Here is a 23752-nt window from a genome sequence, read left to right as displayed (position 1 = left end):
AGGCTCACGCGTCCAGGAAGCCCTTGCGGCGGCTCCAGTCAGTGATCAGGCCGATACAGGTGGCCAGATGGTCCGGCTGGCCAATGTAGTAATGGGTGGCGCCGATGATGCGGTGATATTCCTTATCCGGCGTCGCCAGGGCGGCGTTGATCGCAGGGTTGTGGGTCGCGGGCACCGCCTCATCCGCCGTGTTCTCGATCTGCAGCACCGGTGTCCGGTGGATTTTGGCGGCGTTCATCGGCCCCTTCGCGTTTGACAAATCATAGCTCCACTGGCTGAGCCATGAGCGCAGGGTGGTGAAGCGGGCCAAACCGACGGGCCCCACGTTCACCGCCCGAGGGTCGCCCATATAGCACCAGCCGGGCTTGCGTTCATTGGGATCGACCGCCGGGTCCAGCCAACGGACGTCGCACATCGTGCGGTGCACGACGAAGGCGCGCTCCTGCTCCGCCCCGCCCAGTTTGCGCAGCCGCTCCAGTTGTTCCTGGCACCAGTAGGTGATACGGCGGTTGCGGTCCACCTGGCGCGCGCGAAACTGTTCCACGAAGCCGGCATCATAGGGCGCCTGGTTGGGGCACGCCTCGGCATAGATATCGAAGGCCCGGTCGCGCCGGTCGGGATCCGCCTCGTCGATAACGGACGGGTCCAGCCATTCAGTCAGCGTCTCGGCGCGTGACAGGTGGGCGGCGATGAAGATCACGCCGTCCGCCATCGTCAGGCCGGCACTCGTCAGGTCGATCTCGTCCCCCGCCGGGGTGTGGGTGATGGACGGCCGCTCCGCCTGCGCCTGGTAGAACAGCGACAGGGAACCGCCGCCCGACCAGCCGACCAGCACCACGCGGTCGTAGCCCAACGTCCCCCGCGCATGCGCGATCCACTGCCCCAGGTCGATCGCCACCTTCTCCATGATCAGGGCGCTGTCGTTGCGGGCGTAGCGGCTGGCCGCGCACAGCACGTCCAGCCCCGCGTCGGCCAGCGCCAATGGCATGGGCAACAGCTGTAGGGTGGAGGTGGGGTGCATGAACACATAGACCGTGTCGGCGCGGCGGTCCGGCCGGCGCAGCAGTTGCCCTTCCAGATTGACCTTCCCCGAATTGCCCGCGAACCCGTAGGTTTCGCTGAACCCGGGGGAGTTCGGGAACGTCACCACAAAGGGGTGCCGGACCCAGGCCCTACCCTCTGCCATGTCATCTTCTCCCTGTTTCTTCATTCCTTGCGCGTCACAGCGGGGCGGTGGTGACGTCGTAGCGGAACAGCCACTCATAGCGCTCCGCCACCCGCTCCGGCTCCCACTCCCGGTCCACGTAGGCCTGCGCGCCGGCCGGGCTGGCAAGGGCGGGATTGTGGAAGCGCTCGGCGTTGCCGGCGGCACCTTGGACCACACGCGTCGTGCGGGGGATGCGCGCGTCCTGATAGGCCTTCAGCGCCCTGGCATGGTCGTCACGATAAGCCTCCAGCGCCCGGGCCAGCATGTAGGCGTCCTCGATCGCCATGGCCGCGCCCGACGCCAGGAAGGGCAGCATGGGATGGGCGGCGTCGCCCAGCAGGGTGACCCGTCCGACCATCCAGTTGTCCAGCGGCTTGCGGGACAGCAGCGCCCAGCGGAACGGCTGGGGGATCGCCCGGATGTAGGTGTGGACGTCTTCATGCCAGCCGGGATAGTCGGCCAGGTAGGCCTCCACCGTCGATGGGCTGGACCAGGACTCCGTCTTCCAGTCCTGGTTCTCCACCACGCTGGAGAAGTTCATCAGTTCGCCCCGCCGGATGGGGTAGTGGACGATGTGGCCGCCCGGGCCGATCCAGTTGGTGCCCACGTCCCGTACCAGATGGCCGGGCAGGCGTTCCATGGGGATGACACCCCGCCAGGCGACGATGCCGGTGAAGGTCGCGGGCAGTTCACCGAACAGCCGCTGCCGGATGATGGAATGCACGCCGTCGGCGCCTATCACCAGCTCATACCGCTGCGGCGGCTTGCCGGCGAAGTCCAGCGCCACGCCACCCTGCCCCTGCTCCACCCCCACGCAACGCGATCCCAGCTGGATGGCATCGGGGTTCAGGGCGCGCACCGCTGCGGCCAGGGTGGAATGCAGGTCGTTGCGGTGGATGGTGACATAAGGCGCGCCATACCGCGCCACCGATTCCGGCCCCAGGTCGAACAGCTTCCAGGTCTGGCCGGTGTTCCAAAGCCGGATCTCCTTGCCCACCGGACAGAACGACAACGCCATCACCCGATCCAGGATGCCCAGCGCCTCGAACACGCGCGTGCCGTTGGCGCTGATCTGCAGGCCCGCCCCCACCTCCCGCAGTTCCTCGGCCTGCTCATAGATCGTGACGTCGAACCCGCGCCTCAGCAGCGCCAGTCCAGCCGTCAGACCGCCGATCCCGGCACCTACAATCGCAATTCCCATGTCGTTCCTCGTCGCAACCGCCATAGTTTGATAATATCTAACATAGTTCGTCAATATCACAAGGCCGACACCCAGGCCACCCTCGTATTGCGCGGTCGACGGGACCCCCGTACTCTGATAGGCATGGGTGTAAAGCCAATGAGACATAGATGCTGAAAACGCCCGAAGACGCCCTCAGCCAGAAGCGCCGCGTCCAATCGATCGAGGTTGGATTCCGTGTCATCCGCGTGCTGCAGATGGCGCATGAGCCGATGGCGTTGCGTGACATCGCCCAGGCGGCGGACATGCCGCCCAGCAAGGCCCACCTGTACCTGACCAGCTTCATGCGTGAGGGGCTGGTGGCGCAGAACCCCCAGACCGCCCGCTACGCGCTGGGGCCCTACGCAACGGAGTTGGGCCTGTCCGCCATCCGCCAATTGTCGGTGGTGGAGGCGGCGAACGCGGAGATGGCGGAGTTGACGGCGCACACCGGCTGCGCCACCTACCTGTCCGTTCTCACCGAATTCGGGCCGGCCATCGTGTCGAAGGTGGACGGCAGCCGCCAGGGCGCCTTCACCGTGCGCCTGGGCCACGTGCTGCCGATGACGGCCTCGGCCACCGGGCTGGTGTTCCTGGCCTTCCTGCCGGAACCGCAGACCCGGCAGCCGGCGCGGGCCAGCCGCCAGCACGCGATCGAGGCCGCCGATGCGGTGAAGCCCCCCACCCGCGACGACCTGGCCACGGTGCGCCAGAAGGGCTATGCGACGACAAGCGGGCTTATCAACGCCAACTTCGCCGCCATCTCCGCCCCCATCTTCGACTACAGTGACGCCATGGCCGCCGCCCTTACCCTGCTGGGGCCGGACAAGTACCTGACGGGGGAACGGCTGCAGCCTTGCATCGACCACGTGCTGGACGCGGCCGCCCGCATCTCCACGAAGATCGGTGGCCGTATCCCTGCCCGTTCCTGAAATGAGGCTGGTTCTTACGCTGGCGGCATGAGGGCCCCCTCATGCCGCCGTAGGATGCGACTGCATCCGCCGGAGGTTTCCGGGGAACGCAGTGGACTGGAAACCGAGGAAGCCAAGGCTGCGGATGCAGCCGCCCGGCGGCTGAGGGAGCCATTAATATCAAAGCGCGATGGCGATGGATTTCAGCTCCGTGTAGGCTTCGATGCCGTCGCGGCCGTTCTCTCGGCCCCAGCCGGATTGCTTGAACCCACCGAATGGCAGTGCCGGATCCAGCCCGCCGCCATTGACCCGCACCGTGCCGGCCTTCAGCTTGCGCGACAGCCGGTGCGCGGCGCTGAGGTTCTGTGTCCAGACGATGGCGCCCAGGCCATAGTCGGTATCGTTGGCGCGGGCCGCGATGGCGTCCAGGTCGCCGTCGCTGAACGACATGGCGCATAGGACCGGCCCGAAGATTTCCTCCCGCACCACGGACATGGTCGGCAGTGTCCCCGTCAGCACCGTCGGCGGCACGAAGTATCCGGGGCCCGATGCCGCGGTCCCCTGCCCGCTGATGCGGGCGCCCTCCCGCACCCCCGCTTCGATATAGCCCAGGACGCGGTCCTTCTGTTCCTGGGACACCACCGGCCCCATCTGGGTGGCGGGATCCAGGCCCGGGCCGACGCGCAGCTTTCCGGCATGCTCGGCCACGCCCTCCACCAGGGCGTCGAACACGCTCTCATGCGCGAACAGGCGGGAACCCGCGTTGCACACCTGGCCGGCGTTGGTGAAGATGGAGCGGGCGGCGCCCTCGATCGCGCGCTTGATGTCGGCGTCGGGCATGACGATGACCGGGGTCTTGCCGCCCAGTTCCAGCGTCACGCGCTTGAAGTTGCCCGCCGCCGCGCGGACGATGTGGCGGCCGACCTCGGTGGAGCCGGTGAACGTCACCTTATCGACGCCGGGATGTTCCACAAGGGCGGCCCCCGCCGTTTCACCAAAGCCGGTCACGAGGTTGAACACGCCCTTGGGGAAGCCGACCTCCTCCACCAAGTGGGCCAGCCGCAGCGCCGTCAGGGGCGTCTGCTCCGCCGGCTTCAGGATGAGGGTACAGCCGGCGGCCAATGCCGGCGCCATCTTGGCCACCGACATGGCGAAGGGCGCGTTCCACGGCACGATGGCCGCCACCACGCCGATCGGTTCCCGCACAGTGAAGGCGTGCCAGGTCCCGGGACCGGAGAGATTGATGGTGTCGCCGCCCAGCTTGGTCGCCCAACCGGAATTGTAGCGCAGCGTCTCTATGGCGTGCGGCACATCGAACAGGCGCGCGTCGCGTAGCGGCTTGCCGTTGTTCAGCGTTTCCAGCAGTGCGAAATCGTCGGCGTGAGCCTCGATCGCGTCGGCCAGGCGCCACAGCAGGCGGGCACGTTCCGCCGGCTTGGTGTCCGCCCAAACACCCTCCAGCGCCGTCCGCGCCGCGCGCACCGCCAGGTCGACGTCCGCCGCCTCGCCCTTGGCGGCTTGGCCCAGCAGCGTGCCGTCGCCGGGATTGCGCATCTCAAAGGCGGAACCCGACCGTGGCTCCCGCCAGACGCCATCGATGAACAGCCCATGTTCCTTGCCCGCGAAACGCCGTGCGTTCTCCAGGGCATTCTGATCCGCCACGATATCCGGCATTTTCCACCGTCTGGGTATGATGAGGGGACAGCTTACCTCACGGCGCAGGCCGTTCAGGAAGGGCCCGTTCAGGCGCCATGGGCATCGCTGTCGTTTGCTATTGTTGAACAGATTCCGTTATTATGCAACAACTCGTTCCAAGAAGCGGGGCCAAGGAGGCGTGAGGGAGCGGTGACTCAGGACTTCGACCATATCATCGTCGGCGCCGGATCAGCGGGATGCGTTCTGGCCAACCGCCTCAGTGAGGATGGGCGCCGCAGCGTCCTGCTGATCGAGGCCGGCGGCCCGGATTCCAGCCCGTTTCACGCCATGCCGCTGGGCTTCATGGCGGCCATGGCCGACCCGGCCAAGGACTGGGGCTATATGTCGGAGCCGGAGCCCAACCTGGAAGGGCGTCACCTGCCGCTGCCGCGCGGGCGCGTGCTGGGCGGCTGTTCCACCACCAACGGCATGATCTACATGCGCGGCCACGCGCGCGATTATGACGAGTGGCGCGACCTGGGCTGTCCCGGGTGGGGCTATGACGACGTGCTGCCCTATTTCCGCAAGATGGAAACCAGCTGGCGTGGCGCAGGCCCCTGGCACGGGGGCGACGGCCCCATCCAGGTGACACCCGTGCGCCACCGCGCGCTGCTGACGGAGCAGATCCTGGCCTCGGCCGCCGCCGCCGGCTTTCCGCACAGCGACGACCTGAGCGGTGAGCGGCAGGAGGGCTTCTCTCTGAGCGAGGTGACGGTCGACCGTCGCGGCCGCCGATCCAGCGCCGCGCGGGCCTATCTGCGCCCGGCGCTGAAACGTCCGAACTTGCGGCTGATATCGGGCGCCCAGGTCACCCGCGTCCTGTTCCAGGGCCGCCGCGCCGTGGGCGTGGAATACCGTGGCGAGGGTGCGGCACATCAGGCGCGGGCACGACGCGACGTCATCCTGGCGGGTGGCGCCTACAATTCCCCCCACCTGCTGATGCTGTCCGGCGTCGGCCCCGGCGCGCAGCTGCACGAACACGGGATCGGGGTGGTGGTGGACAGCCCAGGCGTGGGCGCCAACCTGTCCGAACACCCCATCGTCTACATGGACTTCGCCACCAGCGGCGACACCTTCCTGAAGCAATTACGGCTGGACCGGGCGGCCCTGTCCGTCCTGCGCTGGGCGCTGCTGGGCACGGGACCGTTCGCCTCCCAGATAACCAGCTGCGCCGCCCTGCTACGGACGCTGCCGGAGCTTGAGCGGCCGGACATCCAGCTGATGGTCATGCCGGTGCGGCTGGACGCCAAGATCTGGACGCCCGGCCTTGGCAAGCGGCTGCAGGACATGTTCTCGATCATGGTGATCCAGCTGCACCCGGAAAGCCGCGGGCGGCTGACCTTGCGTTCAGCGGACGTGGCGGACACGCCGCGCATAGAACTGAACCTGCTGTCGCATGAGCGCGACTTCGCCGAACTGCGACGGGGCATCCGCGCCGTGCGCACGCTGTTCGGCGCCGGCCCCCTGGCCACCCGCGTCCTGCGGGAGGCCAGGCCAGGTGCGGAGCGGCAGAGCGACGCCGAGCTGGACGCCTACATCCGCACCAACCTGCGCATCACCCAGCATCCCGTCGGCACCTGCCGCATGGGCCGGGGCGACGGCGCGGTGGTGGATCCCAGCCTGCGCGTCATCGGGGCAGAGAATCTGCGCGTCGTCGACGCCTCCATCATGCCGACGGTCCCGGGCGGCAACACCAACGCCCCCGTGATCATGGTGGCGGAAAAGGCGGCCGACCTGATCCGCCAGCGGGGTTAAGCACGCCAGACGCACCCGTCCGGCGGCATGGGCGAGATCCCATGTCGTCGTTTTTATCGCGCGATGAACCAAAAAAATGGGCGCCGGGGCGGTAACGCCCCGACGCCCTGCGCACGGGAATTCAAGGGAGGATCACATCCGCGCACGCACGCCCAGTACCCAAAAGCGGCCGCGATTGTCGAAGAAGGGGGAGTTGGCGATGGTCGGCTGCACGATGCCGTTGGGCGTGATCGGCGGGGCCTCATCGGTCAGATTCTCGACAGAGCCGTAAATCGTCAGGTTCTCGTTCAGCCGGTAGGAGACGTTGGCGTCCCAATACCCGATGCCGGAGATGTCGTTGTTGGCGATGTCCAAGGTGGTCAGGTTGAAGCGTGTGTCGAACTTGCCGCCCGAGATATAGCGGTAGCCCACCCCGAGCCTCCACTTATCGAAGCTGTAGTTGGCATCGACGTTCACGCGCCATTCCGGCACGCCCGCCGGGGGCGGTGAGATGCCGGCGAGGCCGACATAGTCGTTGGACACGCCGTTCGCCGTTGTGGTCAGGGTATCGGCATGGTTGGCCAGGACCCGCAGTTGCACATCCCCATCGTTGTTCAGCAGGGTGAGGGGGAAAGAATACTCAGCCTCGAAGTCCTCGCCCGCCGCCCGCTGGGAGTTGGCGTTGAAGGGGATGATGTTGACGCGGGTGATGATACCCCCCGTCTGGATGACACCAGAGCAAAACACAGACTGCCCATTGAAGCAGAAATTCACGATGTCCTGTGCCGCCACCGTGGAAATCGCGTTCTTGATCTCGATGTTGTAGTAGTCGAGAGAGGCGTGGAACCCGTCCAGCCATCTCGGCTTGAAGACGACGCCCACCGAATAGGTGTCCGCCTCCTCAGGCAGCAGGTTGGGATTGCCGCCGGTGATCTGCGTTGTCTGCCGCGCCACGTTGGTGCGGGGGTCGATGATGGCGTTGATCACCTGGTTACCTTGCGAGAACAGCTCATAGTTGTTCGGTGCGCGGATGTCGCGGGACACCGTGCCACGGAAACGCACGTCCTCGATCGGTTCGTAGTTGCCGCCGAACTTCCAGGCCCAGACGCCGCCGCTGGTCGAATACTCGGTATAACGGCCCGAGGCGTTGAGCTCCAGCTTGTGGGCAAGCGTCATGTCCTCGGCCAGCGGCACCACGACCTCGCTGTATGCTTCCTTCACATTGTATTCGCCGGAGAATGGCTGCCCGTTGATGGACCGCCAGCGGCTGAGCACGGAGTTCGCGTCCGAGGTCTGGACCGTCTTCTCGATGCGGTATTCCGCGCCAGCCGCGACCGACAGCGGCCCCGCCCAGGTGGAGAAGGGCGAGCCCGAGATGTTGGCTGCGTAGACGTCCTGATGCATGTCCGCGGTAATGGTCGAGGTGCCGAGGTAGTAGCCCAGCGCCTGCTGGCTGATGGAGCCTGCACCGAAGGGATTGATGGGCACGCAGTTGCGGATGTCGCCATACGGGTCCTGGGCCGCCGTAGGGTTCGGGTTGGCCAGCTTCACCCGGCAGATGGCCTGGCCCGTGGCTGGGTTGATCACCGAGTCCAGGCCGTAAGTCCACCGCTGCGAGATGCGGTTGTTGTCCGCGAACTCATCATAGGTGTTGCGGCCCAGCTGGCCGGTGACGCTCCAGTTCCAGTTCCGCCCGAAGGAACCCTCGGCGCCGAAGGTCCAGCGGCGGCTCTTGGTCACGGTCCGGAACTCGGAATTCCCATCCTCGTAGTTGAGGCGACCGAAGGGGATGCTGGCCAGTTTCAGCGACGCCATCGCCGCCTTGACGCTGGGATCCAGAAAGGCGTTGTCGTTGCGGATGGTGATGGTGCCGACGTCGGGATTCGGCGCCAGGTCCGAATTGGCGTGGACCTGCGAATACAGCATGTCCGCGAACAGGGTGATATTGTCGGCCAGTTGATAGCTGATCCGGCCGTAACCGCTCTTGCGGTCGATCTCCGGCAGCAGGTTGCCGTCATTGATGGCGGAGCCGCCACCGCCGCCCTGCATGAAGGTGGCGCCGATGTTGGTGCCATACTGGAACGGGATGGGCTTGCCGTCGGACCCGAACTGCACTCCCGCGCCCGGGGCGAAGCCCAGCTTGTTGGCAAGGCTAAGCGCCAGTGTGTTGGTGCCGCCCGACAGGCCGACAACGCCGCCGGCCGTCATCTGCGAGTAGGTGCCATGATCGACGATCAACAGGCGCGGCTGGCCGTTGGTCTTGGTATAGGCCGGGTTGGTCAACTGCACGGTGCCGTTGGCGCCCCAGGAGCGCGACGCCTGGCTGCTCTCACCCGAATTGTGCATGAAGTCGCCCGCGACCTCGATGTGCACCTTGTTGTCGGCGAAGCCATGGCCCAGGGCGAAATTGACATCCGGACGGCGGAAGTCGTCATGCTCCGTTGATCCGTAGGAGATGTCGGCCTTCGCCCCCTCGAAATCCTTGTCTAGGACGAAGTTGACCACACCGGCGACGGCGTCGGAACCGTAGGCGGCGGAGGCGCCCCCGGTGACGATGTCGACGTTCTTGATCAACGCCACGGGAATGATGTTGGTGTCGATGGTCCCGGCCGGATCGGTGATGCCGACACGGTTGCCGTTCATCAGCACCAGGGTGCGCTGCGTGCCCAAGCCGCGTAGGTCGGCGTTGGAGGCGCCGATCGGTTCGCTGGACTTGCCGATGTTCTGGTTGATCCGCAACTGCGGCACTTCGAGCAGCATGTCCGCGACGGTGCTGACCGCCTTGTCCTGCAGTTGCACCGCGCTCAGCGACGTCATCGGCGTGGGCGCCGTGAAGCCGGAAATGCGCGTGCCGGTCACGATGATTTCCTCAAGGTCCCCCGCAGGCGCGCTGGCTTCCGCCGGGACGCTCTGCGCAGCGGCCTGGTGCGGCGCGGTCATCGCCAGCGCGGCACTGATGGCCAGCAGGCTGACGGCCCCATATTTCAGCGGCCGGCGACCGCCTGTGCCCAAGAACAGTTGGCTGGAATCGTTAGGCAGCCTATCGCTCATCTGTTCCCTCCCCGCTCCGGAATGAAGGTCATTCGGGATGCTCATTGTTTGTTATTTTCATATTCATTTATACGATGACGAAAATCCAATGCCGCAATCGGCAAAACCGATACCGTTTCGGCATCAAAAATCGCCCAAACCAAGCCCTTAAGGGGAAAGGGCGCTCACGCGGTGGAGCCCACCCCATACTCGGAAAAGAGGTCCCTGATTTGATGCGGTCGCCCGCGTCAGAAGAAGCACAGACGCAACGCCGCGTCGGAAATCTGGCGGCGCACCGCCGGGTCCGGCACCAACGCGTGGAAGTGCGCGAGGGCGTCCGCGTACGTCACGGCGCCTTCCTTCCCCACAAAGGGCGCGTCGCTGCCCCACAGCAGGCGCTCCCCACCGGCCTCCACCAGCAGGCGCGCCGCGCAGGCCTGGCGGATCGCCGGGTCCAAGCGGAAGCCCGCGGAGATCTTGACCCAGGTCCGCCCCGCCGCGACCGCCCGCAGCATGGCCTGGAAGCCAGCGCCCTCCATACCCTCCGGCGCGCGCAGCAGGCCGAAGTGATCGACCACGACGTTGACGCCGTGCGCTTCCAACGCCGGCAGCACGATGGCCAATTGGACGGCGCTGGCGTTCAACTCGACATGCATGCCGCAGTCGGCCAGGCGGTTGAGGAATTTCAGGTAGGGATAGCTGCGCAGGTCGGGCGGCGCCTGGTCTACCTTCCACTGCATGCGCACGCCCACGACGCCCTGGTCCCGCAGGTGGCGCAGGGTCGCCAGGTCGGTGTCGGGCTGCAGCATCACCGTCGCGCGCAGGCGCCGGTACCGCCCCAGCGCCAACAGGGTGTAGTCGTTGTAATCACCGTAGAGGCTGGCAGCGGTGACGATCCCGAAGGCGATGCCGTGCCGGTCCAGGTCCGCCAGGAAATCCTCGGCCGTGTAATCATAGTCCGGCCGGATCCAGGCATCGTCCCGCAATGGCATGCGCCGTGTCAGGATGTGGGCATGCGCATCGATGATGGGCGGTTCGGCAAAGGGGCGCTCAACCGTCATGGCGCTTACCTGTCGCCGCGCTGGAACAGGCTGCGCGCCGTGTCGCACAGGAACAGCCGCCGCTCCGTCTCATCGAGGAGCACCGCCGACGCGCGCGCCTGCGCGGCCATGCTCTCGTAACTTTCTTGGGTGTTGCCGACGTCGGAGCCCCACATGACGTGGTCTGCCCCCATGACGTCCACCGCGCGGCGGACGAAGGCCGCATGGTCCACGCCGGCTTGGTCGAACATGCGGAAATTGATGGTCGTCAGCTTGTAGTAGACGTTGCGATGCTTCCGCATGGCCTCCAGCACCGGCACCAGGCCCAGCTGCTGAGGGTCGCCACCACCCGGCCAACCGAAATGGTCCAGCGCGATACGCAGGCGCGGAAATCGGCGGGCCAGGCTGCCGACGCGGGCCAGCGGGGCGGGCGAGGCCACGCCCGGGGCGTACATCACCACCATGGTCAGGCCAAAGCGGTCGGCGACCGCCCAGGTGCGGAGCGCCGCCTCGGAATCCAGCCAGGGGTAGGCGCCGGTGGCGTCGGGATAACCGAACAGGCGCAGGCCCACGATCCCCCGCTCGATCACCATGCGGGTCAGTTGCGCTGGCGTCTCCGGATCCTGGGCGTCCAGGATCACCACGGCCGACAGCTTGTCCGGATGCGCGTACGTGGCGTCCAGCAGATAGCGGTTGTCGGTCTTGTAAATGGTGTTGTACTGCACGGCCGCACCGGCGACGACGCCGCTGGCTTCCCACCACTGCCGCAGTCGCTCCGCCGTGATGGGGTCGGCGGCGATGCGCCGGCGCAGGTTGTCCTCGCCCTCCCGCGCGCTGCGCGTGTCCATGGGATAGCGCGCCGCATCATTGGTGAAGACGTGCGCGTGCGCGTCGTAGATCGGTTCCCGGCCCGCTTGCTGGCTCATAGCCCCTTCATCCCCCCGATTATCGTGTCGTGCCGTATGGTCAGGTCGGCGCGGTGGTCAGCGGGGCCGGCTGGCCGGGCTTGCGGCTCAGGGGCAGCATCGCGACCGCCGGTATCGCGCTCATGGCGGCGAAGAAGGCGAAGGTCGCCGCCCGCCCCACATCCGCCCCCAGCAGCAGGCCGCCGATCAACGGACCGACGACGGCGCCGGCCCGCCCGAACCCGACGACGAAGCCCACGCCGAAATTGCGCAGCCGCTGGGGATAGAGCGCGATGGCGGTCAGGAACACGCCGGTATAGGCGCCGACAGTGAAGTAGGTCAGCACGCAGGCCATCGCGATCATCACCGGCACCCCGGCATGCACGCTGCCGAACAGGACCAGCATCGCACCCATCAGGATGAAGAAGATGGCGGTCATGCGCGCCTCCCCCACGCGGCGGGAAAACGCACCCACGGTGAGGTGGCCGGTGGCACCGACGATGCCCTGCAGCACACCGGAGAAGCTGGCCTGCGTCGGCGTCAGTCCGGCCTCCACCAGCACCGTCGGCTTCCAGTTCAGCAGGAAATAGCCGACCAGCGCATAGATGAAGGAGGCCAGCCACATCAGTACGGACAGCCGCCAGGCATCCTTGGCCAGCAGGGCGACCGCGCCATTCTCCTTCCGCGCCCGTTCGGGCCGCGGCGGCAGTTCAACCAGCGGATCGAGGCCGAGGCCGGCCAGGATCCGGTTGATGCGGGCCAGGGCGCCCCGGGGCTGCGCCGACACCAGATAAGTGGGTGATTCCCACATGAATAGGGCCAACGCCAGCAGCAGCATGGCGTTCATGCCCATGCCGAAGACGTAGACCGACCGCCAGCCGTACGGCACCAGCAGGAAGCCGGCGACCGCCCCCCCGATCATCATGCCAATGGTGAAGCCGGTGTGCAGCATCGACAGCATGAGGTTGCGCCGCTGGTTGTTGGCGAACTCGGACACCAGCACGTTCAGGCTGACGACCAGGATGCCCAACCCCGCCCCCATCAGGAAGCGCAGGGCCATCAGCACCTCAATGGAAGCGGCGATCGACGACAGGCCGTGCGCGATGGTGATGGCGACCAGGGCGATCAGCGTCACGCCGCGCCGACCCAGCCGTTCCCCCAGGGGCGCCGCCACGAACGCGCCAAGCGCCAAGCCCAGCGACCCCATGCTGAACAGCAGGCCCAGGGTCGCCTTGGGCACGGCCCATTCAGCGGAGAACAACGGCGCCGTGTAGGCCGCCGACATCATGTCGTAACCCTCGGTGACGTTGATCAAGCAGCACAGCGCAACGATGACGTACTGCCGCAAACGCATCGGCGTGATGGCGATGGCGTCAAGCGGATTGGCCGGCATGCTCGGTACCTCCCTGGTCTGGATTTTTTATTGTGGCCGGCGGCGTTCCCCACCGCCGGCCAGGATCACTCCGCGGCGGATTGCTCACGCGCCGGTTCGTCCAACCCGACCAGCCGGCTGGCGTTCAGGCTGATCATCTTGCGGATGTCGTCGTCGGAATAGCCCAACTCGATACACATGCCGATGACATGGCGGAACCCTTCCACCGGCGTGGGGTTGCCCACCTGACCCAGGTCGGAGCCGATGATGGTGCTGTCCACGCCGCCGGCCTTGATCACCTGGTTCAAGCTGTCGGCGGTGTAGTTCTTGCCCTGGACACCGGCCCACATGCAGCACGAATGCTCCAGATAGGCGCCCATGCCGGCCAGTTCCTTCATGTCGGCCGGGCCGCAACCGATGAGGAAGGTGGGATGGTTGACGAGCAGGCGCTTGACGCCCCGCGTCTTCGCCTCGGCGAACAGCGGCCAGATCTCGCTGATGTGCAGATGGCCGGCGGAGAGGATGGCGTCATACTGCGCGATCTGGTCCAGGATGACCTTGACCTCGTCCAGCAGCGCGCCGCGATCATCCACCACGGTCAGGGCGCGCGGCGGCAGCATCTGATCCTTCGTGGGCAGGAACTGGCGCCGATGCGAATGGCGGATGTGGTTGGCGGCGGAGAAGGTGGGCATCCACACCAAGCGGGCGCCTAGCTTGAAGCCATGCTCCACCGCGTAGGGGTTCAGGCCGCCCGTGGTGTTATTCAGTGGAACGCCGGTCAGGAGTTGAATCTTGGGATTCATCGTCTCCTTCAGCAGCTCGGCCACGGGCGTCACCGAATAATAGTGATCCTTGAACAGGATGGCCCGCAGGCCGGCGGCTTCGGCGTCCCTGATGGCCTCGACATGGTTCAGCCGGCGCGGCATGACCGAGGGGCCGCTGTGGCAATGCAGATCCACGGCACCGACCAGCAGATCGTCAATCCTGCGATCCGTCATACTCTATCCTCCCGTTTTCAGATGCGCCGCGCTGGCCGCGGTTCGTATTTGGGGTTCCTGTTTATGGCGCCGGGTCCGGCGCCGGATAGTCGGCCGCGTTCAGCACCCAGCCCTCGCGGGCGGAGAAATCGCGGCGCGGCGGGCAGAAAACGTCCGCCAGGCGATTGAGGCCGGTGCTCATCCCCTGCGAGGTATGGGTCGCCGGTGGTGGTATCACCGCGACCGACGGCGCCGCGCAGTAGGCATGTTGGTCCTCCAGCCAGTGCGCGCTGTTCCCCGTCCAGGGCCAACGCAGGTGGTGGATGAATTCGCCCGCCGTGGCGATGGAATACTGCTCGAAATCATCATGATGGTGGGGTGACAAGTCGGCCGGGTCGCGGGGACCCACGCGGCCGCTGGTCAGGTTCACCATGATAGTGGTGCAGCGGTAGATTCTGCCGAAGCGGCCCGGCTGCGACGGCACGTCGCCGGAATAGACCCGAATGCGCCAGCCGCCGACCGGATCGGGCCAGGGCGTGAACTCCGGAACGTTCAGGTCGGGCGTGGCGAAGTCGCCGGCGTTGGCGCAACGGGCCGCCAGATCCGCCGACCGGGTGGTGATCAGCCGATAGAGGCCGCCGTCGCCCAGCGCGCGGACGCTGCTGTCGCCGGGTGGGATGAAGGCCACGCACGGCCCGTGCGCCGTCTCCGTCCGGCCGCCGGCCGTGATCTCAACACTCAAACCCGCGTCGGGAAGGACCACGGCGTATTCATCGATCTGGCCTGAGCGCGCCAGCACCGCGCCGGAACGCACGGCGCTGTAGGCCACGATCAGGTTCTGGCCACGCGTCAGCCAGGTGGAAGCCAATTCGCTCTCCTCCACCGGCATCTCTTCATAGAAGCGGCCATAAGAGGCCGGCTTGAAAGGGGTCACGGCCGCCTTTTCCGCCGACGGCGCCAATGAAGCCCGCAAGTCGTTCTTTCCGTACACGCCGCCTCCCACACGCTCTTCAAGATGCTACACGTCCAAGCGACATGGGGGCCCGGCGGAGCTTTCTTGAAATTCCCGGCAATAGTTTATGAGAACAGTAGGACCGCTACATCGTTAGCCGTCTAATTCTTTTTGGCCAGCGCTCCGATACCGCCACGGCATCAGTCCGTGGGCAGCGCCCTCCGATACCGGGCCGTTATCGGACAAGGCATCAATCAGCATTTGATTCCCCATCCACGTTTGCATTGGATGACCGGGCGGCAGACGTCCGGTCCCAAGAGACGTCGCAGGCGGGAGGTGCTTTGTGATCAATAGCCTAGCCAAACGGCGCCTGGAAAAGGGCGAGGTCGTCATCGGCACGTTCGTCAAGTTCGCGTCCGCGAATTTGGTGGAGATGATCGGCCTCGCCGGCTTTGACTTCATCATCATCGATACCGAACACGCGAACTTCACGCATGGCGAGGTCGAGGACCTGATCCGCGCGGCGCAGCTGGTGGGGATGAGCGCCATCGTCCGCACCAGCGATGCCGGCGAGGCCACCATCCTGCACGCCCTGGACAGTGGGGCCAGCGGCGTGCAGGTGCCATCGCTGAGCTCGGCCGCCGAGGCCGCCACGGTCATCCGCCGCGCCAAATACCACCCGTTGGGCGAGCGCGGCTGGGCCCCCGGCTGCCGGGCAGGCGACTACGCCTATACCCCGGCCAAGACCTACATCGAGCAAGCCAATCGCGACACGCTGATCGCCGTCCATGTCGAGAACGCGCGCATGGCCGGCGACATCGACGCGCTGTGCGCCCTGGACCAACTGGACGTCGCCTTCATCGGCACCGGCGATCTCAGCCAGTCCCTGGGCCATCCGGGCGAGCCGGACCATCCCGACGTGGCCAAGGTGGTGGATGAGGTCGTCGCAGCCTGCGCCCGCGCCGGCAAGCACTACGGCGTGGTGGCCAGCAGCCCCGAAGGCCTGAAGGCCTGGGTCGGGCGCGGCGCCCGCTACATCGCCTGGCAGTCCGACATGGTCATGTACAAGAACGCGCTGAAGGCGGCGATGGACAAGGTCGCCCCGTTCCGCGTCGGCCGTGGGGAGGTCTGAATGCGGCCCCCCCAATTGGATTTGACACGCCTGCTGCAGCCACGCTCGGTCGCCGTGGCGGGCGCCTCGCCCGAGCCCACGTCGCTGGGCGGCGCAGTTTTGCGCAACATCGCGGGGTCCGGCTTCACCGGGCCGCTGTACCTGGTCAGCCCGACGCGCACCGAGATCAATGGCGTTCCCTGCCTGAAATCGCTGCACGACCTGCCCCACGGCGTCGATGTCGCGGTTCTGAACGTGCCACACAAGGCGGTGCGCGAGGCGATCGGGGCCTGCATCGAACGAGGCGTGGGCGGCGCCGTCGTCTTCGCCGCCGGCTTCGGCGAAGCGGGAGAGGAAGGTCGTCGCGAGCAGGAGGAGATCGCGGCGATGTGCCGGGCCGGCGGCCTGGCGCTGCTGGGCCCCAACTGCCTGGGCTTCGTCAACTACGCCAACGGCGCGGCGCTCAGCTTTGAATCGCTGGACTTCCAGCCGATGGCCGGCCCGCCGCATGCCGCGGTGGTGGCCCAGAGCGGCGCCATGGCGTCCAACATCCGGTCCGCCCTGCTGGCGCGCGGCGCGCGGATTTCGCACGTGGTCACCACCGGCAATGAGGCGGTCGTCCGCATCGACCATGTCATCCGCCATCTGGTGGACGAAGGCGTGGGCCTGATCGCCGCCTATGTCGAGCAGATCCGCGACCCGGCCGCCTTCCTGGCGGCGGCGCGGGTGGCGCGGGAGGCCGGCCGGCCCATCCTGATGGTTCATCCCGGCGCCAGCGCGTCAGGCCGGGCGGCGGCGCTGTCACATACCGGCGCCATGGTCAGCGACTACGCTGCCATGAAGACGGCGGTGGAGGATGAGGGCGTCGTCCTGGTCGAAACCATGGACGAACTGTTCGACGCCGCCGCCATCCTCTACCGGTTCCCCGAGCCGACACAAGGCAGGGTCGGCGTCATCACCAATTCCGGCGCGGTGCGGGGCCTCAGCCTCGATTTCTGTGAGAAGATCAGCCTGGAGGTGGCAGCCCTGGGTAGGGACACGGCGGACACCTTGCGCCAGCTGCTGCCGCCGCAATGCGAGATCAGCAATCCTCTGGATGTCGGCACCGCCGGCTTCTCCGACGCGTCCGTCTTCGGCAAAACCACCAGCGCCATGCTGGCCGATCCCGCCGTCGGTTCCGTCCTGCTGGCCATGGCCGGCGGCGGTCCCTGGCAGCAGCGCGCGAAGGCGGAGGCCATCGCCCCCGTCGCCCTGACGGCGTCCAAGCCGGTCACCGTCGCCATCCTGGGCGATGAATCGCCGCTGGATCCCGGCTGCGTCGCGCCCTTGCGCGAAACCGGCACGCCGCTGTTCCGTTCACCGGAGCGGGCGCTGCGAGCCTTCCGCGCCGTCAACGGCCGGGCCGTGGCGTATGCGCGCGCCGCGGAACGCACAGCGCCGCCGCCCCCGGCGCCGGCGCTGTCGCGGCATGGCCCCCTGCCGGAATATGAGGGCAAGGCCCTGCTTTCGGCCATAGGTATCCCGGTGCCCGAAGGTGCGCTGGTCCAGGACGTCGAGGCCGCCGTCGCGGCGGCCTCGCGCATCACCTACCCCCTGGTCATGAAGCTGCAGGCGACCTGGCTGACCCATAAGAGCGAAGTCGGCGGCGTCATCATCGGCGTCAAGGACGAGGCGGCGCTGCGCGCCGGCTGGCAGCGCCTGACGGACAGCGCGGATCGGGCCAGGGCTGGTGGGGCTATCGACGGCATCCTGATCGAGGAGATGGCGCGACCGGGCCTGGAACTGGTGATTGGCGGCCGCAACGACCCGGACTGGGGCGCCTTCGTGGTGTTAGGCCTGGGCGGCGTGTGGGTAGAGGCTCTGGACGCCATCGAGATGCTGCCGGCCCACGCCGGCCGTGATCAGATCCTGGAGCGTCTGCGACGGATGCGCGGCGCCAAGTTGCTGGGCGCCTTCCGCGGCCAAGCGCCGCGAGACGTGGAAGCTGTGGCCGACGCCGTCATGGCGCTGGGCACCCTGCTGCGAGCCCATCCCGAAATCAAAGAAGTGGACGTCAACCCCCTGACCGTCTTCGCGGAGGGCGAGGGGGTCATGGCGCTCGATGCATTGTTCATCGCCGACTGAGGAGCATCCCCGTGGAAGCCATGGCATCCGATATGACGAAAATTGAGACGCCCGTTGCCGAAAAGCCCGTCCCGGGCGGCAAGGAAGTGCTGGTCGAGTTTGAGGACGGCATCGCCTGGGTACAGCTCAACCGGCCGGCTAAGCGCAACGCCATGAGCGTCGGGCTGGCCCATGAGATGAACGAGGTGCTGGACGCACTGGAAACCGACGACCGCTGCGGCGTCGTCGTCCTGACCGGGGTGGGCGAGGCCTTCTCCGCCGGTATGGACCTGAAGGACTTCTTCCGGGCCACGGACGGGCTATCCGATATCGAGCGCCACCGCGCTTATCGCTCCACGCGAGCCTGGCAATGGCGCACCCTGATGCACTACGCCAAGCCGACCATCGCCATGGTCAACGGCTGGTGCTTCGGCGGCGCCTTCACGCCGCTGATCTGTTGCGATCTGGCCGTCACCGATGAGAAGGCGGTGTTCGGGCTATCGGAAATCAACTGGGGCGTCATCCCTGGCGGCGTGGTGTCCAAGGCTATCAGCACCGTGATGGGCGACCGCCAGGCGCTGTACTATGTCATGTCGGGCGAGAAGTTCGACGGCGCCAAGGCCGTGGCGCTGGGTCTGGCCAACGAGGCGGTGCCCAAGGAACAGCTGCGGGCCCGGACCGCGGAAATCGCCCGGACGCTGCTGGGCAAGAACCCCACCGTGCTGCGCCAGGCCCGGATGGCCTACAAGTATTCGCGCGAAATGACCTGGGAGCAGGCGTCGGAATACCTGACCGCCAAGGTCGACCAGACCAATTTCGTGGATCCGGAGCGCGGCAAGGAGCAGGGCCTGAAGCAATTCCTGGACGAGAAGTCCTTCCGCCCCGGCCTGGGCAACTACGTCCGCGCCGAATAACCCGCACGATAAGGGGGCTTTGGTCGGCGCGATCAGAGACCCCCGGCATGGAAGGGAGCCACGCATGCAAAGGCCAAGCAGCGGCAAGGGAAGTGAATTGGCGGCGGTTGTGCCAGCCTTGGTCGAATACACCGACCGCATTCTGTACAACGAGGTGTGGGAGCGGCCGGGCCTGTCCAAGCGCGACCGCAGCCTGGTCACCATCGCCGCCCTGATCTCGATGTACCGGCCGGAGCAGCTGCCGGCCCATCTGGGCCTGGCGCTGGACAACGGCCTGACGGTGGAAGAGATCGGCGAGGCCATCAACCACCTGGCCTTCTACGCGTCCTGGCCGTCCGCCATATCCGCCAGCCGCAAGTTCCTGGAGGTGGTCCAGCAGCGTCAGGCTGAAGGCAAGTCATGACGTCGGCGCCCTTCCTTCTCACCATCGGCGGCGAAGGCATGGCCGCCGATGGTGCGTTTCCCGTCATTGATCCCGCCACTGGTGAGCCCTTCGAGACGGCGCCGGACGCCAGCGAGGCGCACCTGGACCTGGCGGTCGCCGCCGCGCGGGCGGCCTTCCTCTCCTGGCGGCAGGTGGACGCGGCCGCCCGCCGCGCGGCCATGCGCGCCTTCGCCGACGCCATCCGCGCGGAGACGGAGGCGTTGGCCGCCCTGCTGACGCGGGAGCAAGGCAAGCCCCTGACCGCCGCGCGGCGCGAGGTAGCGGTGGCCGCCGACCGGATCGAGGGGACGGCGGCGCTGGACATCGGCGGCGGCTATCTGCGGGAGGGGCCGCAAGGGCCGGTGCGCCTGGATTACGTCCCCATGGGCGTGGTGGGGGTGATCGCGCCCTGGAACGCGCCGCTGATCCTGGCCATGCAGATGGTGGCCCAGGCCCTGGCCGCCGGCAACGCGGTGGTGGTGAAGCCCTCGCCCTTCACGCCGCTGGCCACGCTGCGCCTGGGGGAAATCGCCGCCCGCGCCCTGCCGGCCGGGCTGGTCAACACCCTGTCGGGTGGCGACGCCCTGGGACGGTGGATGACCACCCACCCCGGCATCGACAAGATCGCCTTCATCGGCTCGACCGCCACCGGCAAGAAGGTGATGGCATCGGCCGCCGCGACCCTGAAGAGAGTGTCGCTGGAACTGGGCGGCAACGACGCCGCCATTGTCCTGGACGATGTGGACGTGGCCGCGATCGTCCCCCGCCTGTTCACCAGCGCCTTTGTCAACAGCGGGCAGCTGTGCATGGCGGTGAAACGCGTCTACGCCCAGGCGGCCATAGCCGATGCGCTGGCCGAGGCCCTGGCGGCGGAGGCGCGCCGCATGCGCCTGGGCAACGGGCTCGAGGCGGACATCGACCTGGGGCCGGTGCAGAACCGGCCGCAGTTTGACAAGGTGCTGGCCATCCTCCAGGACGCGCGGGCACGGGGCGGGCGCATCCTGGCCGGGGGTGGCGCCCTGGACCGGCCGGGCTATTTCATCGCCCCCACCATCGTCACCGGCCTCGCCGAGGGCGCGCGCCTGGTGGATGAGGAACAGTTCGGGCCGGTGCTGCCTATCCTGACCGTCGATACCGAGGAGGAGGCGGTGGCGCGGGCCAACGCCACACGCTTCGGCCTGGGTGCCTCAGTCTGGAGTGGCGACCAGGCCCGCGCCGAGGCCGTCGCCCGGCAGTTGGAAGCCGGCACCGTCTGGATCAACGGCCACGGCGGTGCCACACCCGACCTGCCCTTCGGCGGCTTCAAGGAATCTGGCATCGGGCGGGGCATGGGCGTAGCCGGCTTGCGCTCCTACGCCGAAATCCGGGTGGTCCACGGTGCCAGGGCCTAGCGCCGCCTTGGCCGCCGTTGGGGCGTCCGCACGGGCATGGCCGCGATGCGTTCGAACGCCGCCACCTGCTGGTCGGTGTCCAGCACCGACTCCAACCCCCTCTCCCGGGCGTATTGCAGTCGGTCGCGGCCGCGCGCCAGCAGCGCCTCGTCGAACACATCCCCCCGCCGCGCCAGGGCCTTGACGGTGTCGCGCGGCAGGCGCTCCAGCGCCAGGGCCGTGCGTGCGCAATGGAAGCGGCGGCAGACCGCCGGCCGCCGGTCATGGATCGAGCAGCCGTTCCCGGCCAGATAGACGCAGTGGCCGGTGGCGGGATCGCGCTTCAGGGCGGGCACGACCTGCCCCGGATAGAGCGGGGAAGCGACCAGATCCCAGACATAGGACAGCAGGTTGTCGCCGGCCTCGGGGTGCAGGATCACCTGGTCGCTCTTGCAGCACAGGACGCAGCCGTCGCAGGGGATGACGTTCTGGTCCAGCGATGCCGGAGGACCTAGATTGTTTGCCGATATCATATCATGTTCGTTCATGTCATATTAGAAGCATGATCAGTCGGATGTGAACAGAGGATTTTAAGGATGGACCTTTCCGGCCAGGTGGCGATCGTGACAGGCGCCAGTTCCGGCATCGGGGCGGCCGTGGGTCGCAGGCTGGCGGCGGCGGGCATGAAGGTTGCCTTGGTCGCCCGCAGCCTGGACCGGCTGGAGGCGGTCGCGGCCGAGGCGCGGGCCGCCGGTGGCAGCGCCCAGGCCTACGCCGCCGACGTGACGCGGGAAGATCAGGTGGAGAACGTGTTCGCCGCCATCGGCCATGACCTCGGCTTCCCCGACCTGCTGGTGAACAATGCCGGCATCGCCGACAAGACCCCGCTGGAGGAATTGACCCTGGCCCGGTGGCGGGAGGTGCTGGACATCAACCTGACATCGGCGTTCCTGTGCAGCCGCGCAGCCGTTAGGCTGATGAAGCCCCGTCGGCGGGGGCGCATCCTGATGGTCGGCAGCATCTCTGCCTTGACCCCGCGCGAGGACACCGCCGCCTACACCGCGTCGAAATTCGCGCTGGACGGGTTGACGCGCGCCATCGCCTTGGACGGCCGCGGCCACGGCATCACCGCCGGCGTCATCCGCCCGGGCTCGGCCATGACGAACTTGGTTCCCGGGCTGGACCGGCTCGGCCCGGAACAAACCATGCAGCCGGAACATGTGGCCGACCTGATCCACTGCGTCGCGGCGATGCCGGCGGAGATCAACGTCCTGGAATCCGTGATCCTGCCGATAGGGCAGCCCTTCCTGGGGCGGGGCTGAGGCACTGCGAGTACCCCTGCAAAACAATGGCCTCACTCTTACACGACCGCGTGCTCAAGAAGTTTCGTTTATCATTGAATTAATGGGCTTTATCGACATGCCCCCACGCGGATAGGGGCTCCCGTGTTCCGCCGGCCAATTCCAGCGCGCCAAAGACGCGAAGGGGTGCTGCATTGTCGCTCTCGAACAACCCGATATCCCGAATACGGCGTTGAATTTCCGGATAGCACTTACGCGAGATTCAGCCCGCCTGAGACAGCGACGACCCGTTTGGCGCCGTCCGTCAAACGCCGGCCAGCCGCGCGAAGTAGGGCAGCACCTGGGCGTTGTCGAGGCCCAGCAGGGTATCGCCGACATACAGCTCCGTCACGCTCCAGCCCGGCACGTCGGTGGGGCGGATTTCCCCCGCCACCCAGCGGCCATCGCCGCCGGCGATGGCATCCCGCGTCTCCGCCACCACCTCCGCCGGGCGATCGAAGAAGACGTGCAGCATGTTGGTCTGCGGCACGGCGGGGTTCAGGCGGATGCCGGGAATGCCGGCCAGGCCCGCCGCCAGGTCCAGCGCGCGGCGATAGCAGGCGTCCATCTGGGCCAGCCGCGTCTCGAAGCGCATGGCGGCGGTGGCCACCATGGGGCTCTGCCGGACCAGGGTGCCGCCCAGGCGCCGCTGCCACAGCCGGGCGTTGGCGATGAAATCGACGTCACCGGCCAGCACGGCGCCGGCGACGCCGCCGATGCCCTTGTAGACCGAGACATAGACCGAGGCGAAGCCGGCGGCGATCTCGGCATAGCTGCGGCCGTAATAGGCGCGGCTTTCCCACAGGCGGGCGCCATCCATGTGCAGCGGCAGCTGGCGCGTCCGCGCCAGCTCCTTCAGGGCCTGCAGCTCGTCCCAATCCGGCAGCTGCCCGCCGATCTCGCGCAAGGGCAGTTCCACCAGCAGGCAGGCCAACGGCTGGGACACAGCCGCCAGGTCGCGGGCCAGGATGGGCCGGCGGCGATCCCCCACCGGCACGCCGTGGAAGTTGAACAGGGCCTGGTAGGCCTCCTCCTCATGCAGGGCGAGGTGGGAGGTGTGGGGCATGCCGAAGCGGGGCACGCCGCTGACCTCGGTCCACAGCCGCATGGCGATCAGCTGGGCCATGACGCCGCTGGGCATGAAGGCCGCCGCCTCCTTGCCCAGCAGCCCCGCCACCGTGCCCTCGAACGCCGTCAGGAGGTCGCCTTGGCCGTACTGGTCATGGGTGACGCCGTTCGTGTCGCACCAGTCGGCCACGGCCCGGAACTCCTCCGCCGGGGTCAGGGTGCGGAAGCCGGGGAAGACGACGGGGCAATCCAGGCGCAAACGCTGGCGGTGGGCGGCAAGAGTCCCGGCGGGGGCGGCAGGCATGGGCGTACGATCCGGTTTTACGGGAGAACCCGCTGGGGGATGGCCATTAGCACGGAGGGCGCCACCCTGCGACGGC

Annotated in this window: 19 protein-coding genes; 8 read left to right on the top strand and 11 right to left on the bottom strand. The window is 67.3% G+C overall.

Features of this window, described 5'->3' with window-relative positions:
- Positions 1 to 4 precede the first annotated feature (4 nt).
- Both FBZ88_RS17330 and FBZ88_RS17325 read right to left on the bottom strand, forming a co-directional pair.
- Positions 5 to 1186 (bottom strand): alpha/beta hydrolase, encoded by a 1182-nt coding sequence (locus tag FBZ88_RS17330; RefSeq protein ID WP_145618461.1) that lies wholly within the window; start codon positions 1184 to 1186, stop codon positions 5 to 7.
- Between the two features lie 34 nt (positions 1187 to 1220).
- A complete protein-coding gene (locus tag FBZ88_RS17325) occupies positions 1221 to 2408 on the bottom strand; it encodes an FAD-dependent monooxygenase (protein WP_145618460.1) in 1188 nt (395 codons plus the stop codon).
- Between the two features lie 149 nt (positions 2409 to 2557).
- Between FBZ88_RS17325 and FBZ88_RS17320 the strand changes: the two genes are divergently transcribed.
- Complete coding sequence (locus FBZ88_RS17320; protein ID WP_145618459.1) at positions 2558 to 3358, top strand: IclR family transcriptional regulator; 801 nt, start codon at positions 2558 to 2560, stop codon at positions 3356 to 3358.
- Positions 3359 to 3517: 159 nt separating this feature from the next.
- Here FBZ88_RS17320 and FBZ88_RS17315 read toward each other — a convergent pair whose 3' ends face one another.
- Positions 3518 to 4999 (bottom strand): aldehyde dehydrogenase family protein, encoded by a 1482-nt coding sequence (locus FBZ88_RS17315; protein WP_246138714.1) that lies wholly within the window; start codon positions 4997 to 4999, stop codon positions 3518 to 3520.
- Between the two features lie 183 nt (positions 5000 to 5182).
- Between FBZ88_RS17315 and FBZ88_RS17310 the strand changes: the two genes are divergently transcribed.
- A complete protein-coding gene (locus FBZ88_RS17310; RefSeq protein WP_145618457.1) occupies positions 5183 to 6787 on the top strand; it encodes a GMC family oxidoreductase in 1605 nt (534 codons plus the stop codon).
- Between the two features lie 132 nt (positions 6788 to 6919).
- Here the strand turns inward: FBZ88_RS17310 and FBZ88_RS17305 are convergent, their stop codons facing one another.
- From FBZ88_RS17305 to FBZ88_RS17280, 6 genes are all read right to left on the bottom strand, one after another.
- On the bottom strand, positions 6920 to 9817 hold the full coding sequence (locus FBZ88_RS17305; protein ID WP_145618456.1) for a TonB-dependent receptor domain-containing protein: 2898 nt from the start codon (positions 9815 to 9817) through the stop codon (positions 6920 to 6922).
- 227 nt (positions 9818 to 10044) lie between these two features.
- A complete protein-coding gene (locus FBZ88_RS17300) occupies positions 10045 to 10857 on the bottom strand; it encodes an amidohydrolase family protein (protein WP_145618455.1) in 813 nt (270 codons plus the stop codon).
- Between the two features lie 5 nt (positions 10858 to 10862).
- The gene (locus FBZ88_RS17295) at positions 10863 to 11762 is read right to left on the bottom strand and encodes an amidohydrolase family protein (RefSeq protein ID WP_145618454.1); all 900 of its coding nucleotides are present in this window, start codon (positions 11760 to 11762) and stop codon (positions 10863 to 10865) included.
- Positions 11763 to 11802: 40 nt separating this feature from the next.
- Complete coding sequence (locus tag FBZ88_RS17290; RefSeq protein ID WP_145618453.1) at positions 11803 to 13134, bottom strand: MFS transporter; 1332 nt, start codon at positions 13132 to 13134, stop codon at positions 11803 to 11805.
- A 65-nt stretch (positions 13135 to 13199) separates the two neighbouring features.
- Positions 13200 to 14111 (bottom strand): DUF6282 family protein, encoded by a 912-nt coding sequence (locus tag FBZ88_RS17285; RefSeq protein ID WP_088875398.1) that lies wholly within the window; start codon positions 14109 to 14111, stop codon positions 13200 to 13202.
- Positions 14112 to 14172: 61 nt separating this feature from the next.
- Complete coding sequence (locus FBZ88_RS17280) at positions 14173 to 15024, bottom strand: hypothetical protein (RefSeq protein WP_246138713.1); 852 nt, start codon at positions 15022 to 15024, stop codon at positions 14173 to 14175.
- A 361-nt stretch (positions 15025 to 15385) separates the two neighbouring features.
- Here FBZ88_RS17280 and FBZ88_RS17275 point away from each other — a divergent pair, with 361 nt between their 5' ends.
- The 5 genes from FBZ88_RS17275 to FBZ88_RS17255 all read left to right on the top strand — a co-directional run bounded on the left by FBZ88_RS17275 (position 15386) and on the right by FBZ88_RS17255 (position 20985).
- Positions 15386 to 16174, top strand: coding sequence for an HpcH/HpaI aldolase family protein (locus FBZ88_RS17275; protein ID WP_145618451.1), 789 nt, complete (start codon positions 15386 to 15388; stop codon positions 16172 to 16174).
- Entirely contained in the window at positions 16175 to 18277 is a 2103-nt protein-coding gene (locus FBZ88_RS17270; RefSeq protein WP_145618450.1) for an acetate--CoA ligase family protein, read from the top strand. It begins immediately after the preceding gene.
- A 32-nt stretch (positions 18278 to 18309) separates the two neighbouring features.
- Positions 18310 to 19170 (top strand): p-hydroxycinnamoyl CoA hydratase/lyase, encoded by an 861-nt coding sequence (locus FBZ88_RS17265; RefSeq protein ID WP_145618449.1) that lies wholly within the window; start codon positions 18310 to 18312, stop codon positions 19168 to 19170.
- 64 nt (positions 19171 to 19234) lie between these two features.
- Complete coding sequence (locus FBZ88_RS17260) at positions 19235 to 19573, top strand: carboxymuconolactone decarboxylase family protein (protein WP_145618448.1); 339 nt, start codon at positions 19235 to 19237, stop codon at positions 19571 to 19573.
- Positions 19570 to 20985 carry an aldehyde dehydrogenase family protein gene (locus tag FBZ88_RS17255; RefSeq protein WP_145618447.1) on the top strand — a complete coding sequence of 472 codons (1416 nt, stop codon included), beginning with the start codon at positions 19570 to 19572 and terminating at the stop codon, positions 20983 to 20985. Before FBZ88_RS17260 ends, FBZ88_RS17255 begins: the two co-directional genes overlap by 4 nt.
- On the opposite strand, the gene FBZ88_RS17250 is transcribed toward FBZ88_RS17255, so the two are convergent.
- On the bottom strand, positions 20982 to 21497 hold the full coding sequence (locus FBZ88_RS17250; protein WP_145618446.1) for a YkgJ family cysteine cluster protein: 516 nt from the start codon (positions 21495 to 21497) through the stop codon (positions 20982 to 20984). The genes FBZ88_RS17255 and FBZ88_RS17250 overlap by 4 nt on opposite strands.
- 63 nt (positions 21498 to 21560) lie before the next feature.
- Here FBZ88_RS17250 and FBZ88_RS17245 point away from each other — a divergent pair, with 63 nt between their 5' ends.
- Positions 21561 to 22286 carry an SDR family oxidoreductase gene (locus FBZ88_RS17245; RefSeq protein ID WP_145618445.1) on the top strand — a complete coding sequence of 242 codons (726 nt, stop codon included), beginning with the start codon at positions 21561 to 21563 and terminating at the stop codon, positions 22284 to 22286.
- 283 nt (positions 22287 to 22569) lie between these two features.
- Here FBZ88_RS17245 and FBZ88_RS17240 read toward each other — a convergent pair whose 3' ends face one another.
- On the bottom strand, positions 22570 to 23676 hold the full coding sequence (locus FBZ88_RS17240) for a threonine aldolase family protein (protein WP_145618444.1): 1107 nt from the start codon (positions 23674 to 23676) through the stop codon (positions 22570 to 22572).
- Positions 23677 to 23752: the final 76 nt, after the last annotated feature.

Origin of the sequence: Nitrospirillum bahiense (genome assembly GCF_007828025.1) — a bacterium.
In the GTDB taxonomy this organism is placed as follows: domain Bacteria; phylum Pseudomonadota; class Alphaproteobacteria; order Azospirillales; family Azospirillaceae; genus Nitrospirillum; species Nitrospirillum amazonense.
The sequence above is the reverse complement of the archived record's forward strand: the minus strand, read 5'-3'. Positions and strand labels throughout refer to the sequence as shown.